The organism is Helicobacter pylori SA213A (assembly GCF_000476275.1).
Classification (GTDB): domain Bacteria; phylum Campylobacterota; class Campylobacteria; order Campylobacterales; family Helicobacteraceae; genus Helicobacter; species Helicobacter pylori_CL.
Genome location: NZ_CBOM010000017.1, coordinates 1 through 17821 on the forward strand (window position 1 = coordinate 1; position 17821 = coordinate 17821).

Annotated in this window: 15 protein-coding genes; 13 read left to right on the plus strand and 2 right to left on the minus strand. The window is 37.9% G+C overall.

Translation table 11 applies throughout. The features are described 5' to 3' along the window. A partial coding sequence (locus QT74_RS06215; protein WP_050579216.1) for a vacuolating cytotoxin domain-containing protein occupies positions 1–6736 on the plus strand: 6736 nt, incomplete at its 5' end. Positions 6737–6787: 51 nt separating this feature from the next. After that, on the plus strand, positions 6788–7897 hold the full coding sequence (locus QT74_RS06220) for an outer membrane protein (RefSeq protein WP_033765468.1): 1110 nt from the start codon (positions 6788–6790) through the stop codon (positions 7895–7897). A gap of 59 nt (positions 7898–7956) precedes the next feature. Here the strand turns inward: QT74_RS06220 and QT74_RS06225 are convergent, their stop codons facing one another. Then, positions 7957–8163 carry a 2-hydroxymuconate tautomerase family protein gene (locus QT74_RS06225; RefSeq protein ID WP_033765469.1) on the minus strand — a complete coding sequence of 69 codons (207 nt, stop codon included), beginning with the start codon at positions 8161–8163 and terminating at the stop codon, positions 7957–7959. A gap of 115 nt (positions 8164–8278) precedes the next feature. Here QT74_RS06225 and recR point away from each other — a divergent pair, with 115 nt between their 5' ends. The 11 genes from recR to QT74_RS06280 all read left to right on the plus strand — a co-directional run bounded on the left by recR (position 8279) and on the right by QT74_RS06280 (position 16037). Next, positions 8279–8860 carry a recombination mediator RecR gene (gene recR / locus QT74_RS06230; protein WP_001099626.1) on the plus strand — a complete coding sequence of 194 codons (582 nt, stop codon included), beginning with the start codon at positions 8279–8281 and terminating at the stop codon, positions 8858–8860. Beyond that, positions 8857–10002 carry a tRNA pseudouridine(13) synthase TruD gene (truD, locus tag QT74_RS06235; protein WP_033765471.1) on the plus strand — a complete coding sequence of 382 codons (1146 nt, stop codon included), beginning with the start codon at positions 8857–8859 and terminating at the stop codon, positions 10000–10002. The genes recR and truD overlap by 4 nt, the downstream gene beginning before the upstream one ends. Further along, positions 9989–10921, plus strand: coding sequence for a zinc metalloprotease HtpX (gene htpX / locus QT74_RS06240; protein WP_033765473.1), 933 nt, complete (start codon positions 9989–9991; stop codon positions 10919–10921). Before truD ends, htpX begins: the two co-directional genes overlap by 14 nt. Beyond that, a complete protein-coding gene (gene folE, locus QT74_RS06245; protein WP_000426975.1) occupies positions 10922–11464 on the plus strand; it encodes a GTP cyclohydrolase I FolE in 543 nt (180 codons plus the stop codon). Positions 11465–11479: 15 nt separating this feature from the next. Next, positions 11480–12391: a polyprenyl synthetase family protein gene (locus tag QT74_RS06250; protein WP_033765475.1), complete on the plus strand. Its 912-nt coding sequence runs from the start codon at positions 11480–11482 to the stop codon at positions 12389–12391. Beyond that, entirely contained in the window at positions 12388–13191 is an 804-nt protein-coding gene (gene surE, locus QT74_RS06255; RefSeq protein WP_000722448.1) for a 5'/3'-nucleotidase SurE, read from the plus strand. The genes QT74_RS06250 and surE overlap by 4 nt, the downstream gene beginning before the upstream one ends. Then, a complete protein-coding gene (locus tag QT74_RS06260; RefSeq protein ID WP_033765478.1) occupies positions 13188–13847 on the plus strand; it encodes a hypothetical protein in 660 nt (219 codons plus the stop codon). Before surE ends, QT74_RS06260 begins: the two co-directional genes overlap by 4 nt. A 1-nt stretch (position 13848) precedes the next feature. Beyond that, positions 13849–14451 carry a 6-pyruvoyl trahydropterin synthase family protein gene (locus QT74_RS06265; protein ID WP_033765479.1) on the plus strand — a complete coding sequence of 201 codons (603 nt, stop codon included), beginning with the start codon at positions 13849–13851 and terminating at the stop codon, positions 14449–14451. A gap of 2 nt (positions 14452–14453) precedes the next feature. Beyond that, positions 14454–15209, plus strand: a complete 756-nt coding sequence (locus tag QT74_RS06270; protein WP_033765481.1) for a 7-carboxy-7-deazaguanine synthase QueE — start codon at positions 14454–14456, stop codon at positions 15207–15209. Between the two features lie 10 nt (positions 15210–15219). After that, the gene (locus QT74_RS06275; protein ID WP_033765483.1) at positions 15220–15705 is read left to right on the plus strand and encodes a GNAT family N-acetyltransferase; all 486 of its coding nucleotides are present in this window, start codon (positions 15220–15222) and stop codon (positions 15703–15705) included. Positions 15706–15794: 89 nt separating this feature from the next. Next, entirely contained in the window at positions 15795–16037 is a 243-nt protein-coding gene (locus QT74_RS06280; protein ID WP_033741187.1) for an outer membrane beta-barrel protein, read from the plus strand. Between the two features lie 185 nt (positions 16038–16222). Here the strand turns inward: QT74_RS06280 and QT74_RS06285 are convergent, their stop codons facing one another. Beyond that, positions 16223–17602, minus strand: a complete 1380-nt coding sequence (locus QT74_RS06285; protein WP_080247194.1) for an MFS transporter — start codon at positions 17600–17602, stop codon at positions 16223–16225. Positions 17603–17821 lie beyond the last annotated feature (219 nt).

Genomic DNA, 17821 nt, shown 5'->3' on the forward strand with positions numbered 1-17821 from the left:
AAAAAACTTACAAAATGATGAAAACACTTTTAGTAGCGAGCAAGAGGGGTTACAAAAAGCCCTACAACAAGCAGAGCAACAAAAACAAGAACAAGAGCAAGCCCAAGCTAAAAGCACTTATCAAAGCGATCTCACTAATTCCCAAAGCGCTTTAAATAATGCAACTAACGATAACCAGATTGCAAGCAACGATACAGACTACACTAAAAGCAGTAATCCTACTATTGCTAAAGACGCTCAAAGCTTAGAAAACACTAACCAACAAATCCAACAAGACGAACAAGCGTTAGAAAACGATTTAGCCAATATCAAACAATTAGCCAACTCCACCACAGGCTTTAACGAACAAGCCTTCAATCAAGCGCAAAGCAAAGAACAACAAGATGAACAAACCTTACAAAATGATGAAAACGCTTTTAATACTGAACAAGATAGTTTAAATAAAGCGATACAACAAGTGCAAGCCCAACAACAAAAACAAGAACAACAACAAGCCCAAAAAACCTATCAAGAGGATGTAGCTCATTCCCAAAACGCTTTGAATAATGTTACTAGCGACAACACGATCGCAAGCAATGATACAAGCTACACTCAAAGCAAAAATACTACTGTCGCTAAAGACGCTCAGAATTTAGAAAACACTAACCAACAAATCGCTCAAGATGAACAAGCGTTACAAGGAGATTTAGACAAGCTCAAACAATTAGCCAACTCCACCACAGGCTTTAACGAGCAAGCCTTCAATCAAGCGCAAAGCAAAGAACAACAAGATGAACAAACCTTACAAAATGATGAAAACGCTTTTAATACTGAACAAGATAGTTTAAATAAAGCGATACAACAAGTGCAAGCCCAACAACAAAAACAAGAACAACAACAAGCCCAAAAAACCTATCAACAAGACTTGAGTGATTCACAGAGTGCTTTAAATAACGCTGCTAGTGATAATAAGATCGCAAATAGCGATACAAGCTACACTCAAAGCAAAAATACTACTATCGCTAAAGACGCTCAGAATTTAGAAAACACCAACCAAAAAATCGCTCAAGATGAGCAAGCCTTAGAAAAAGATTTAGCTCAAATCAAACAATTAGCCAACTCCACCACAGGCTTTAGTGAACAAGCTTTCAATCAAGCGCAAAGCAAAGAGCAACAAGATGAACAAACCTTACAAAACGATGAAAAGACTTTTAACGCTGAACAAGAGGGATTAAAGCAAGCGATAGCTAACGCTAAGCCTGCAAGCCCCACACCAAGCCCCACACCCACTCCTACAAAACACACCGCACCAAACACTCCTCCTAATAAAGTTCCGCCCACACCCCCTACTCAAAATTTACCCACAACGAATGTGTGGAATGGGGTTTATTGGCTTCAAAATCAAACTTACTCAAACAAAGGCGTTTATTATATTGATCCCAATCTTTCAGGACAGAGCGGTCAAAGCGGCAACACGCTCAGCACTTATACAGCCAATTTGTTTGGAAGAAGTTTTGGCGTGAATATCCAAAATGGCACTTTGATCATAGGGAACAACACAGAGAGCGTGAATGATAATGGGTTGATTTGGATAGGGCATGGAGGCTTTGGCTATATTACGGGAACTTTTAATGCGGCTAACATCTACTTGACCAATAATTTTAAAACCGGTGAAGGCGTTTCAAATTCAGATGGTGGGGGAGCGAACATCACCTTTAAAGCAAGCGATAATATCACTATGGATGGCTTGAATTACAATGACGCTGAAACCGTTACTAAAATGATTCAAACGGGAGCCAGTCAGCATTCCTATGCCGCTTTTGACGCTCTAAATAATATCAGCGTAACCAATTCCAGTTTTAGCGATATGACTTGGGGGAAATTCAGTTTCACGGCTAAGAATGTTTCCTTTTCTAACGCTTCGTTCAGCGGCTTTACAAACCCTGGAGGATCAAGCACTATCAGCGCTAACGCTTCTAATTCTTTAAGCTTTATCAATTCTCGTTTGAATGGTGGAGCGGTTTATAATTTACAGGCTAATAGCCTTATTTTCAATAACACGCAAGCGGTTTTCAATGTTTTGTATTCTAGGGGGACAAGCAATTTTAACGCTACGACACAGCTTTTAGGCAACACGAATTTTACGCTCAGCTCTCAAAGTTTGCTGAACTTTAATGGCGATACAACCTTGCAAAACAACGCTAATATCACGCTTGGCAATAAAAGTCAAGCTGATTTTAAAAATTCTTTAACGCTTGATAATAATTCTAATTTAAACTTAGACAATCAAAGCGTTTTGAATGCGAGTGGCGCGAGTGCTTTTAACAATCAAGCGAGTCTCAATATTTATAATGGGAGTCAAGCGGCCTTTAATAGTCTCTTTTTTAATGGCGGGACACTCAGTCTTAACGCTAGTAGCAAGCTCAACGCTTCTAACGCTAGTTTTTCAAACAACACCACTATCAATTTAGACGATAGCGTTTTATCGGCTAGTAACACAAGCTCTTTAAACGCTAATATCAATTTTCAAGGCACAAGCCAGGCTGATTTTGGAGGCAACACGACTATTGATACAGCAAGCTTTAATTTTGACAGTGCAAGCTCATTGAGTTTTAATAACCTTACGGCTAATGGAGCGTTGAATTTTAATGGTTATGCGCCCTCTTTGACTAAGGCTTTAATGAGCGTTAGCGGGCAGTTTGTTTTAGGGAATAATGGGGATATTAATTTATCTGACATCAATATTTTTGACAACATTACAAAATCTGTAACCTACAACATCCTAAACGCTCAAAAAGGGATTACTGGCATTAGTGGGGCTAATGGCTATGAAAAAATCCTTTTTTATGGCATGAAAATCCAAAACGCTACCTATAGCGGCAATAATAACATTCAAACTTGGTCGTTTATAAACCCTCTCAATTCTTCTCAAATCATTCAAGAGAGCATTAAAAATGGGGATTTAACCATAGCAGTTTTAAACAACCCTAACTCGGCTTCTAACACTATTTTCAATATCGCTCCTGAGCTTTATAATTACCAAGTTTCTAAGCAAAATCCTACCGGCTATAGCTATGATTATAGCGACAATCAAGCAGGCACTTATTACTTGACAAGCAACATTAAAGGTCTTTTCATCCCTAAAGGCTCTCAAACGCCCCAAGCCCCAGGCACTTATAGCCCGTTCAACCAGCCTTTGAGTAGTTTGAATATCTACAATAAGGGTTTTTCTAGCGAGAATTTAAAAACGCTTTTAGGGATCCTTTCTCAAAATTCCGCTGCCTTAAAAGAAATGATTGAATCCAACCAATTAGACAATATCACTAACATCAATGAAGTGTTGCAACTCTTAGACAAGATTAAGATCACCCAAACGCAAAAGCAAGCGCTCCTAGAAACGATCAACCATTTGACTGACAACATCAATCAAACCTTTAATAATGGGAATCTCGTTATAGGCACTACTCAAGATAATGTTACAAACTCTACCAGCTCTATATGGTTTGGGGGCAATGGTTATAGCAGCCCTTGCGTGCTAGATAGCGCCACTTGTTCTTCTTTTAGAAACACTTACTTGGGGCAATTATTAGGCTCAACTTCCCCTTATTTAGGCTACATTAACGCTGATTTTAAAGCTAAAAGCATTTATATCACTGGAACAGTGGGAAGCGGTAACGCTTTTGAAAGCGGAGGGAGTGCGGATGTAACCTTTCAAAGCGCTAATAATTTAGTGTTGAATAAAGCCAACATAGAAGCTCAAGCCACAGACAATATCTTTAATCTTTTGGGCCAAGAAGGGATTGAGAAAATCTTTAATCAAGGGAATTTAGCGAATGTCCTTAGTCAAATGGCTATGGAAAAAATCAAGCAAGCCGGCGGTTTAGGAAACTTTATAGAAAACGCTCTAAGCCCTTTGAGTAAGGAATTACCCGCTAGCTTGCAAGATGAAACCTTGGGCCAACTTATAGGTCAAAATAACTTAGATGATTTATTGAATAATAGTGGAGTCATGAATGAAATCCAAAATATTATCAGTCAAAAACTAAGCATTTTTGGCAATTTTGTTACCCCATCCATCATAGAAAACTACCTTGCTAAGCAGTCTTTAAAAAGCATGCTAGACGATAAAGGGCTTTTGAATTTCATCGGTGGGTATATAGACGCTTCTGAATTAAGCTCTATTTTAAGCGTGGTTTTAAAAGATATTACTAACCCCCCTACAAGCTTGCAAAAAGACATTGGTGTGGTAGCGAACGACTTGTTGAACGAGTTTTTAGGACAAGATGTCATTAAAAAGCTAGAAAGTCAAGGCTTAGTGAATAATATCATCAATAATATTATTTCTCAAGGCGGGTTAAGCGGCGTTTATAATCAAGGTTTAGGGAGCGTGTTGCCGCCCTCTTTACAAAACGCGCTCAAAGAAAACAATTTAGGCTCTCTTTTATTGCCTAAAGGCTTGCATGATTTTTGGCAAAAAGGGTATTTTAACTTTTTAAGTAATGGCTATGTTTTTGTCAATGATAGCTCCTTTAGTAACGCTACAGGGGGTAGTTTGAATTTTGTCGCTAACAAGTCTATTATCTTTAATGGTAACAATACGATTGACTTTAGCAAGTATCAAGGCGCATTGATTTTTGCCTCTAATGATGTTTCTAACATCAATATCACCACCCTAAACGCTACGAATGGCTTGAGTCTTAATGCAGGTTTGAATAATGTGAGCGTTCAAAAAGGGGAAATTTGTGTCAATTTAGCCAGTTGCTCTACAACCAAAAACAGCTCTTCTACCAGCTCTAGCGTAACCCCTACGAATGAATCTTTAAGCGTGCGCGCTAACAACTTCACTTTCTTAGGTGCAATCACCTCTAACGGGGCTATTGATTTGTCTCAAGTGAAAAACAATAGCGTCATAGGCACGCTCAATCTTAACGAAAATGCGACCTTACAGGCTAATAATTTAACGATCACTAACGCTTTGAACAACGCTTCTAACTCTACCGCCAATATTGGTGGTAATTTCACCCTAAACCAGCAAGCGACTTTAAGCACTAACGCTAGTGGTTTGAATATCATGGGGAATTTTAACAGCTATGGCGATTTAGTGTTTAATCTCAATCATTCTGTTAATCATGCCATTATCAACGCTCAAGGCACAGCCACGCTTATGGCTAATAGCAATAACCCTTTAATCCAATTCAACACTTCTTCAAAAGAAATCGGCACTTACACGCTTGTTGATAGCTCTAAAGCCATTTATTACGGGTATAACAACCAAATCACAGGAGGCAGCAGCTTAGATAATTACCTTAAGCTTTATACCCTCATTGATATTAATGGCAAGCATATGGTGATGGCTAACAACGGCTTAACTTATAACGGGCAAGCCGTGAGTATTAAAGATGGCGGTTTAATTGTAGGCTTTAAAGACTCTCAAAATCAATACATTTACACTTCCATTCTTTACAATAAAGTGAAAATCGCTGTTTCTAACGACCCCATCAATGACTTGCAAGCCCCCACTTTAAAACAATATATCACTCAAATTCAAGGCGTTCAAAGCGTGGATAGTATTGATCAAGCCGGGGGCAGTCAAGCGATTAATTGGCTTAATAAAATCTTTGAAACTAAAGGAAGTCCTTTATTCGCTCCCTATTATTTGGAAAGCCACTCCATTAAAGATTTAACCACGATCGCTGGAGATATTGCTAACACTTTAGAGGTCATCGCTAACCCTGATTTTAAAAATGATGCCACTAACATTTTACAGATCAACACCTACACGCAACAAATGAGCCGTTTAGCCAAGCTCTCTGACACTTCAACTTTCGCTCGTTCTGATTTCTTAGAACGCTTAGAAGCCCTTAAAAACAAGCGCTTTGCTGATGCAATCCCTAACGCTATGGATGTGATTTTAAAATACTCTCAAAGGAATAAAGTCAAAAATAATGTATGGGCGACAGGAGTTGGAGGGGCTAGTTTCATTAATGGAGGCACTGGAACTTTATATGGTATCAATGTAGGGTATGACCGATTCATTAAAGGCGTGATTGTAGGGGGCTATGCCGCTTATGGGTATAGCGGGTTTCATGGGAATATCACTCAATCAGGTTCTAGCAATGTCAATATGGGCGTTTATAGCCGAGCGTTTATCAAAAGAAGCGAATTGACGATGAGCTTGAATGAAACTTGGGGATACAATAAAACTTTCATCAACTCTTATGACCCCCTACTCTCAATCATCAATCAGTCTTACAAATACAACACTTGGACGACTGACGCTAAAATCAATTATGGCTATGATTTCATGTTTAAAGATAAAAGCGTTATTTTTAAACCCCAAGTAGGCTTAGCCTATTATTACATTGGCTTGTCCGGTTTAAGAGGCATTATGGATGATCCTATTTATAATCAATTCAGGGCCAATGCTGACCCTAATAAAAAATCCGTTCTAACCATCAATTTTGCCCTAGAAAGTCGGCACTACTTCAATAAAAATTCTTATTATTTTGTGATTGCGGATGTGGGCAGAGACTTATTCATTAATTCTATGGGGGATAAAATGGTGCGTTTCATCGGTAATAACACCCTAAGTTATAGAGATGGTGGCAGATACAACACTTTTGCTAGCATTATCACAGGCGGAGAGCTGAGATTATTCAAAACCTTTTATGTGAATGCCGGCATAGGGGCTAGGTTTGGGCTTGATTATAAAGATATAAATATTACCGGAAATATTGGTATGCGCTATGCTTTTTAATGGTATCATTAAACCTATTTTCAACAAGCCCAATTCATAGCAGGATCAACCATGCAATTTCCAAAAGCCTTATTACATTCATCATTCTTTTTGCCTTTATTTTTATCTTATTGTATCGCTGAAGAAAATGGGGCGTATGCGAGCGTGGGTTTTGAATATTCTATCAGTCATGCCGTTGAGCATAATAACCCCTTTTTGAATCAAGAACGCATCCAAATCATTTCTAACGCTCAAAACCAAATCAATGAACTCAATCAGGTTAAAAGTCAAGTTAAAAACATGCCCAATAACTTTAACTACATCAACAACGCTTTGAAAAACCATTCCAAACTAACCCCTACTGAAATGCAAGCCGAGCAATATTATCTCCAATCCACCCTTAAAGGGATTGAAAAAATAGTGGTGCTTAGCCATAGCGCTCCATCCAACCCTAAATTAGCCCAAGCGTTAGAAAAAATGCAAGAACCCACTAACAATCCTTTAGAATTGGCAGAAAACTTAAAAAATTTAGAATCACAATTCGCTCAATCTCAAAACAACATCCTTTCTTCGCTTTCTTCTCAAATCGCTGAAATTTCTAACTCTTTAAACGCGCTTGATCCCACTAGTTATTCTAAAAACATTTCAAGCATGTATGGGGTGGGTTTGAGCGTGGGGTATAAGCATTTCTTTACTAAGAAAAAAAATCAAGGGTTTCGCTATTACTTATTCTATGACTATGGCTATAGTAATTTTGGTTTTGTGGGTAATGGCGTTACTAGTTTAGGCAAAATGAATAACCACCTCTATGGGCTTGGGATAGACTATCTTTTTAATTTCATTGACAACGAAAAAAAACATTCTAGCGTGGGTTTTTATGTGGGCTTTGCTTTAGCGGGGAGTTCTTGGGTAGGGAGTGGTTTAGGCATGTGGGTGAGTCAAACGGGTTTTATCAACAATTACTTGACTGGTTATCAAGCTAAAATGCACACGAGTTTTTTTCAAATCCCTTTGAATTTGGGGATTCGTGTGAATGTCAATAGGCATAATGGCTTTGAAATGGGCTTAAAGATCCCTTTAGCGGTGAATTCCTTTTATGAAACGCATGGCAAAGGGTTAAACACTTCGCTTTTTTTCAAACGCCTTGTGATGTTTAGTTTGAGTTATGTTTATAGTTTTTAGGGGAAAACAAGCACCCCTTAAAGGCTGGCATACCGCAACCTTTAAGCTTTAAAGACTCTTTAGTTTTTTTGCCTCAAATGATGAACGCTCTCGCCTCCAAGACCATAGTTATTTGGATCAATCTCATCTATAACGACCACGACAGAAGCCTTATTTTTATTTAACACCTTAACCATCAAATCCGAAACCTCTTCAATCAATTGCTGTTTTTGCTCGTTTGTTGGCCCTCCATTTTCTGGCACAAGCTTGATATTGATAAACGGCATGTTATTCCTTAAAATTGAGATAGCGTATTATAGCGCTTTTTCATCTTAAACCCTCTTTTAAAAACAATAAAAGCCCTTTTAATCTCTTTCAACTCAAGTTGGATATACTAACAAAATGAATACTTATAAAAATAGCTTGAACCACTTTTTAAATTTAGTGGATTGTTTAGAAAAGATCCCCAATGTGGGTAAAAAGTCTGCCTTTAAAATGGCGTATCATTTGGGTTTAGAAAACCCCTATCTGGCGCTCAAAATCACGCACGCTTTAGAGAACGCCCTAGAAAACCTTAAAACATGCACATCTTGTAACGCACTCAGCGAGAGTGAGGTTTGTGAGATTTGTTCTGATGAGAGCAGGCAAAATTCTCAGCTTTGCATGGTTTTACACCCAAGAGATGTGTTTATTTTAGAAGATTTAAAGGATTTTTTAGGGCGCTATTATGTGTTAAACTCTATAGAAGAAGTGGATTTTAACGCCCTAGAAAAACGCCTGATTGAAGAAAACATTAAAGAAATCATTTTTGCTTTCCCTCCCACTTTGGCTAATGATTCTTTAATGCTTTATATTGAAGATAAATTACAACGATTCCATCTCACTTTCACTAAAATTGCTCAAGGCGTTCCTACTGGAGTGAATTTTGAAAACATTGACTCAGTTTCGCTCTCAAGGGCGTTTAATTCAAGGATCAAAGCATGAATTTAAATTTTATGCCCCTATTGCATGCTTATAACCATGCGAGCATTGATTTTCATTTCAATTCTAGCGCTAGGGATTTTTGCGTGCATGAAGTGCCTTTGTATGAATTTAGCAACACAGGCGAACATGCCGTTATTCAAGTGAGGAAAAGCGGTTTAAGCACTTTAGAAATGCTTCACATTTTTTCTCAAATTTTAGGGGTAAAAATCGCCGAATTGGGTTATGCGGGCCTGAAAGATAAAAACGCGCTGACGACTCAATTTGTCTCACTCCCTAAAAAATACGCCCCTTTATTAGAAAAAAATACGAGCAACTTTCAGGAAAGAAACCTTAAAATCCTGTCTTTGAATTACCATCATAATAAAATCAAATTAGGGCATTTAAAGGGGAATCGCTTTTTTATGCGTTTTAAAAAAATGACCCCCCTAAACGCTCAAAAAACAGAGCAAGTTTTAGAACAAATCGCGCAATTTGGCATGCCTAATTATTTTGGTTCGCAACGCTTTGGGAAGTTCAATGATAACCATAAAGAAGGGTTAAAAATCTTGCAAAATCAAACGAAATTCGCTCATCAAAAATTAAACGCTTTTTTAATTTCAAGCTATCAAAGTTATTTGTTTAACTCGCTTTTAAGCAAACGATTAGAAATCAGTAAAATCATTAGCGATTTTAGTATCAAAGAAAATTTAGAATTTTTTAAACAAAAAAATTTAAGCGTCAATTCAAACACCTTAAAAACCCTTAAAAACCAAGCCCACCCCTTTAAAATCTTAGAAGGCGATGTGATGTGCCATTACCCTTATGGGAAGTTTTTTGATGCTTTAAAATTAGAAAAAGAAAGCGAAAGGTTTTTAAACAAAGAAGCTGCGCCTACGGGGTTACTAGACGGCAAAAAAGCTCTTTATGCAAAAAATTTGAGTTTAGAGATTGAAAAAGAATTCCAGCATAACCTTTTAAATAGCCACGCTAAAACGCTAGGCTCTAGGCGGTTTTTTTGGGTGTTTGCAGAAAATGTAACTTCTCAATACATCAAAGAAAAAGCGCAATTTGAATTGGGATTTTACTTGCCTAAAGGGAGTTATGCGAGCGCGTTGCTCAAAGAAATCAAGCATGAGAAAGGAGAAAATAATGACGAATTTTGAAAAGATTATCGCGCAAAACAGAATCAAAACGAACGCGGTTTTAGCGACTTATTGCGTGATTTTTGCTTTTATCGGGTTGTTGGTGGATGCTATTAGAATCAACGCTAATGATTTAGGCATAGCCCTTTTTAAACTCATCACTTTTCAAATTTTTCCTACGATCACCATTATCATGTTTTTAGTGGCTTTTGTCATTATTGTTGTTTGTATCCAAAATTTTAGCTCTATCATGTTAAGCGGTGATGAATACAAGCTTATTGACCCAAGCAAGGTTTTAAGCTCTAAAGAAAATCAAATCCATCGCCTTTTGTTAGAGCTTTTAGAAGAGGCTAAGCTTCATTTTGAGCCTAAACTTTATATCATTAACGCCCCTTACATGAACGCTTTTGCGAGCGGGTGGGATGAATCTAATTCTCTTATCGCTCTTACAAGCGCTTTAATAGAGAGGTTGGATAGAGATGAATTGAAAGCCGTGATCGCTCATGAGCTCAGCCATATCAGGCACAACGACATCCGCTTAACCATGTGCGTGGGGATTTTAAGCAATATCATGCTATTAGTGGCTAATTTTAGCGTGTATTTTTTCATGGGGAATCGCAAGAATAGTGGGGCGAATTTAGCCCGAATGATTTTATTACTCTTACAGATCGTTTTGCCTTTTTTAACGCTTATTTTACAAATGTATTTGAGTCGCACACGAGAATACATGGCCGATAGCGGGGCGGCGTTTTTAATGCATGACAATAAGCCCATGATTAGAGCCTTACAAAAAATTTCTAACGACTACGCGAACAACGATTACAAGGGCATAGATCAGAACTCCACCCGATCAGCGGCTTATCTTTTTAACGCTGAAATGTTTAGCACCCACCCTAGCGTTAAAAATCGTATCCAATCCTTAAGAAAGCGTGTGATTTAAATGGAAAATTTTTTCAACCAATTTTTTGAAAATATCGGCGAAGACAAGAATCGAGAAGGCTTGAAAGAGACGCCTAAAAGGGTTCAAGAATTATGGAAATTCTTGTATAAAGGCTATAAAGAAGACCCTAGAGTGGCTTTAAAAAGCGCGTATTTTCAAGGCGTTTGCGATGAAATGATAGTGGCTCAAAACATTGAATTTTACTCCACTTGCGAACACCATTTGCTCCCTTTTTTGGGGAATATCAGTTTAGGATACATTCCTAAAGAAAAGATTGTAGGCATTAGCGCGATCGCCAAACTCATTGAAATTTATAGCAAACGCTTGCAGATCCAAGAAAGGCTAACCACTCAAATTGCAGAAACCTTTGATGAAATCATAGAGCCAAGGGGCGTGATCGTGGTTTGTGAAGCCAAGCATTTGTGCATGAGCATGCAAGGGGTGCAAAAACAAAATGCGATCATTAAAACAAGTGTGTTAAGAGGCCTCTTTAAAAAAGACCCTAAAACCAGAGCTGAATTTATGCAACTCTTAAAATCTTAGGTTATAATTCTGTGCATGAGTAACCCTAATTTATCCTTTTATTATAATGAGTGCGAGCGTTTTGAAAGCTTTTTAAAAAACCATCATTTACACCTTGAAAGCTTCCACCCTTATTTGGAAAAAGCCTTTTTTGAAATGGTGCTTAATGGAGGCAAAAGGTTCCGCCCCAAGCTTTTTTTAGCCGTGCTTTGCGCGTTAGTGGGTCAAAAAGATTATTCTAACCAACAAACAGAATATTTTAAAATCGCTTTAAGCATTGAATGCTTGCACACTTATTCGCTCATTCATGACGATTTGCCTTGCATGGATAATGCCGCTTTAAGGAGAAACCACCCCACTTTACACGCTAAATACGATGAAACCACAGCCGTTTTAATCGGCGATGCGCTCAACACCTACTCTTTTGAATTGCTTTCAAACTCTTTACTAGAAAGCCATATCATTGTGGAACTAGTCAAAATCTTAAGCGTTAATGGGGGGATTAAGGGCATGATCTTAGGGCAGGCTTTGGATTGCTATTTTGAAAACACGCCCTTAAATTTAGAGCAGCTCACTTTCTTACACGAGCATAAAACCGCTAAATTGATTAGCGCGAGCTTGATGATGGGGCTTGTTGCGAGCGGTATTAAAGATGAAGAGCTTTTTAAATGGCTTCAGGCTTTTGGGTTAAAAACGGGTCTTTGCTTTCAAGTGTTAGATGATATTATAGACGTTACACAAGATGAAGAAGAAAGCGGTAAAACCACTCATTTAGACAGTGCTAAAAACAGCTTTGTGAATTTATTGGGGCTAAAAAAGGCAAGCGATTACGCCCAAACTTTAAAAACAGAGGTTTTAAACGATTTAAACCTACTAAAACCCGCTTATCCTTTATTGCAAGAAAATTTAAACGCATTATTGAACACTCTATTTAAAGGCAAGACATGAAAAAAATATTACTCACCAACGATGATGGCTACCATGCAAAAGGCATTAAAGCTTTAGAACAGGCTTTAGAAGAAATGGCAGAAATTTATGTGGTCGCTCCTAAGCATGAAAAAAGCGCATGCTCGCAATGCATCACGATCACCGCGCCTTTGAGAGCGGAGAAAATTAAGGGCAAAGAAGGCCGGCATTACAGGATTGATGATGGCACGCCAAGCGATTGCGTGTATCTGGCGATTAATGAGCTTTTTAAACATGTTTGTTTTGATTTGGTGATTTCAGGGATCAATCTTGGATCTAACATGGGCGAAGACACGATTTATTCGGGAACGGTGGCCGGAGCGATTGAAGGCACGATTCAGGGTGTGCCTTCCATTGCGATTTCTCAAATCCTTTCTAACAAAAACAAAAACACTCCCTTAAGTTTTGATCTAGCTCAAAAGATCATCCAGGATTTAGTCCAAAACATTTTCACCAAAGGCTACCCTTTAAAGGGGCGCAAACTCCTGAATGTGAATGTCCCTAATTGCTCCTTACAAGAATATAAGGGCGAACGCATCACCCCTAAAGGCTATAGGCTGTATAAAAAAGAAGTGCATAAACGCACAGACCCCAAGAATGAAAGCTATTTTTGGCTAGGGTTGCACCCTTTAGAATGGCAAAAGCGTGAAAATGAAGACAGACTCTCTGATTTTGACGCTATTGCTTCAAACCATGCCTCTATCACGCCTTTAAATTTAGACTTAACCAGTTATGATGATTTGAAAAGCTTGGAATCTTGGCATGAGGGAATGTTAAAGTGACTAAAAATCGCCGCTTGGCTTTTTTAGGGCTAATTGTTGGGGTGTTTTTTTTCTTTAATGCATGCCAGCACCGCTTGCACATGGGGTATTACTCAGAAGTTACGGGGGATTATTTGTTCAACTATAATTCCACTATCGTGGTGGCTTATGACAGAAGCGATGCGATGACTTCTTATTATATCAATGTGATTGTTTATGAATTGCAAAAATTAGGCTTTTACAATGTCTTCACGCAAGCGGAATTCCCACTAGATAAAGCCAAAAATGTGATCTATGCGCGCATTGTCCGTAACATCTCAGCTGTGCCGTTTTATCAATACAATTACCAACTGATCGATCAAGTCAATAAACCTTGTTATTTTCTTGGGGGGCAGTTTTATTGCTCCCAAACCCCTACCGATTACTACGCTATCAATGGCTTTAGCGAGCAAATTTTAATGAGTGCTAATTCGCATTTTATTTTGGACTGGTATGATGTGGTGCTGCAAAAACGGGTTTTATATGTGGATGGGAGCGTGAGCGGGAGGACTTGCGGCTATCAGATGCTCTATAGGGATTTGATTAAAAGCACGATCAAGCGCATTGATTTTAACCGCCCTGAACGCTACTACTATAATTTAAGACTGCCCCTTTATCAGCCATGTTATAGGCAATGAAATGGTTATCAGGCGGTTGTATAAATTTTGCGCTAGCCATGTGGTGCGCAATTGCTCTTCTTTAAAATGCGCTCAAAATATCCATGGGCATAATTATGAAGTGGAAGTCTTTATTGAAACCAACCGCTTGGATAATGCGAACATGGCATTAGATTTTGGGCTGATGCAGCAAGAAATGCAAACCTTTATAGACTCCTTTGATCATGCCCATCATTTTTGGGATAAAGAAAGCGTTGAGTTCCAGCGTTTTATAGAAAATCATTGCGTTCGTTACGTGAAATGCTCGTTTAATTTGAGCGCGGAGAGTTACGCCCTCATGTTTTTATACTACCTGACAAAAATTTTACAAAAAAGCGTTTTTTCTAATAATGAAGGGGAGTTAAAGGTTTCTAGCGTGCGCGTGCATGAGACTAAAAACGGCTACGCTGAAAGCTTTTTAAAAGATTTAGAAAACCCTCATTTTAAATCTTTAGTGCATCCAAATTGCGTCTCTTTCTCGCAAGGCATTCAAAGTTTGTGGCATGATAAGGACTTTTTCAATAAAATCATTAGCGATGAAGAAAAATGCTTTTTTCACGCTAAACCCTTACACCAGATCTCTTAAAAATGAAACTCCCGGTCGTTGAGAGCTTTTTTTCCTTACAAGGTGAAGGAAAAAGGATAGGCAAGCCCAGTCTTTTTTTGCGCTTAGGGGGGTGTAACCTTTCATGCAAGGGCTTTAATTGTAAAACCCCATTCAATGATGAAATTCTAACAGGTTGCGACAGCTTGTATGCGGTGCATCCTAAATTCAAAGAAACTTGGGATTATTACAATGAGCCTAAATCTTTAATTGAACGATTAGAGGATTTAGCCCCTAATTATAAGGATTTTGATTTCATTCTTACAGGCGGGGAGCCAAGCTTGTATTTCAATAACCCTGTTTTATTGAGCGTTTTAGAGCATTTTTATCGCCAAAAAATCCCTTTATGTGTAGAGAGTAATGGTTCTATTTTTTTTGAATTTAGCCCTATTTTAAAAGAATTGCATTTCACCCTAAGCGTCAAACTCTCTTTTTCTTTGGAGGAAGAAAGCAAGCGGATCAACCTCAAAGCCTTACAAAATATCTTAAATAACGCTAAAAGCGCGCATTTTAAATTTGTTTTAGAGAGCAAAAACGCTATTCAATCTATCGCAGAAATTCAAAACCTTTTGAAACAACTCTCCTTAAAAAATAATGAAATCTTTTTAATGCCCTTAGGCACAACGAATAAGGAGCTAGACAAAAACCTCAAAACCCTAGCCCCCCTAGCCATAAAGCATGGTTTCAGGCTGAGCGATAGGCTTCATATCCGCTTGTGGGATAATCAAAAAGGGTTTTAAAAAGTTAATCATGACCATCAAAGTTTTTTCGCCCAAATACCCCACTGAATTAGAAGAATTTTATGCTGAGCGTATCGCTGACAACCCTTTAGGGTTTATCCAACGATTGGATTTTTTGCCCAGCATTAGCGGGTTCGTTCAAAAATTGCGCGAGCATGGCGGGGAATTTTTTGAAATGAGAGAGGATAAAAAGCTCATTGGGATTTGTGGGCTTAATCGTATCAATGAAACAGAAGCAGAGCTGTGTAAATTCCACATAAATACCGCTTATCAATCCCAAGGGTTGGGTCAAAAACTCTATGAGAGCGTGGAGCGATACGCTTTTATTAAAGGCTATACTAAAATCTCTTTGCATGTGAGCAAGAGTCAAATCAAGGCATGCAACCTCTATCAGAAGCTGGGTTTTGTGCGTATCAAAGAAGAGGATTGCGTGGTGGAGTTGGGCGAAGAGACTTTGATTTTCCCCACTCTTTTTATGGAAAAGATTTTATCTTGATTGGTGCATCCATTTGACACACGCCTTTTAACTATCAAACTTTCACTAACACAACCCAATTAACGCTAAATAAACCCTAAAACAAACGCTTGCTGTTAAAATTTTGTTTTTCAAGCTCTTCGCAAAGTTTTAGAAGCCCTATTTTAGGGGTTAACGCTAAAATAGGCTATCAAAACTACTTTAATGATTTCATAGGATTAGCTTATTATGGCATCATCAAATACAATTACGCTAAAGCGAGTAGCGAGAAAGTCCAGCAATTGAGCTATGGCGGTGGGGTGGAATTGTTGGTGGATTTCATCACCACTTACTCCAATAAAAATAGGGGTTAGGGGATTTTAATAAGATTGCAGAGAGAAATTATAATATCCCCCACCCCCTTAAGAGTTTTACAACAAAATGAAATCTAAAACGATAAGTTTAAAAATCTTTGAATGTTAAGAATTCCATTGCCACCAAAATCCACCAACGCTATCGGCTAAGTTTTGATTGAATGATTCAAAGGTTTGTGCTTCTTTCATGTTATGGGCGATTCGTGTTGAGGGTTAGATTGGTTGTAAATTGGCGCCATTAAAAGCGATACGATAAAAGCAATTAAAGCGACTACAAAAATATAAAAGCTCAAACCATAACTTTGCAAACTTTCAGGTGCTGCTATAGCTTTTGCATTTAGCCAACTTGAAAGTTGAGGGGTAAAGCCAGCGGTTATAGCATAGGCTATGTTATAAGCAAAGGAAATCCCGCTAAAACGGATTCTAGCGCTAAACACATCGCTCATAAAAATAGGACAAAAATTCATAATACCAGCGCAAAAGCAAGCCAAAAAGTATAGAACTATGGTATTGACTAAACTTGGCGCATTAGAATAAAATTCTTTAAAGAATAAAAAACCAAAAAAGCCAAAGGCCACACTAAAAACCATACAAACTTTGTGCGGTTTGATTTTATCGGCTAAAAACCCCGTTAAAATAATAGAACTTACAATGCTAACAAGCCCTAAAATTTGAAAATAGGTTTTTTCAAAAGGAGTGAAATTAAAATTGGGATGCATGAGAGTAAAATTAGGAATAAAAAGGATAAAAATCAAAATACAAGCGGTTAAAACCCAAGTGATAAGCATGGATACTAATATACCAAAAAGAGAGTCTTTAAACACCTCTTTAAGCGGGAATTTAACTAAGGCATTATCCTGCTTCATTTGCTGGAAGACAGGAGTTTCTTCTAAAAAGCGTCTCAAATAAACAGAAATGATACCAAAAATCCCTCCAAGTCCAAAAGCAACTCTCCAAGCCCAATCTTCAACAACAGCCTTGTCAAAAACCATATAAATCCCAATATAAACCAGACTCCCAAGCAAAATCCCAGAAACTACAGAAGCCGTTAAAAAACCTACAAAAGTGTTTTTTTGCCCTTGCGGAGCATGTTCTTGGACAAAAACCCAAGCGCCAGGCAATTCGCCACCCACAGCAACGCCTTGACAAACTCTAACAAACACTAAAAAAATAGGGGCTATGTAACCAAGATAATGAGCATTTTCAGGGGCAAGTCCCATACTATTAATACCAAAACTGACAAAATGATCAAAAGTTGGCATCAAAGCTAGCATAAAGGTTGGGATTACCATTAATAAAATAGAGAGCATGAACATGTTTTTACGACCAAATCTATCCCCAAAATGGGCCATCACTATGCCACCAAGCGGGCGCGCTAGATAACCTGCAGCAAAGATACCATAAGTGTTAATTTCAGACCAAATAGGGCTGAGCGTGTTCGGGAAAAAGTGTTTGGCAATGATACTTGTAAAAAATACAAAGATAATAAAATCATAAAATTCCAAAGTCCCACCAAGTGAAGATAACCCTAAGGTTTTTATCTCTTTTTTGCTTAAATGTTTTATTAATTATCCTTTCACTAAGGCTATTGCCCTATTTTAAATTTTTCATTTTGAAACTAAGGTTGATAAAATTGATATAGCTACTTTACATCTTAACGGCATTTTTTAGATAATAAGCAGCAAATGAAATTTTAATTAGCGTTCAAAAAGTGAATCATTCTACCTTTTTTATCATTAAGCATCACTTAAATGAGTTTACATTTTGTTACCCGTTTTGTCAAA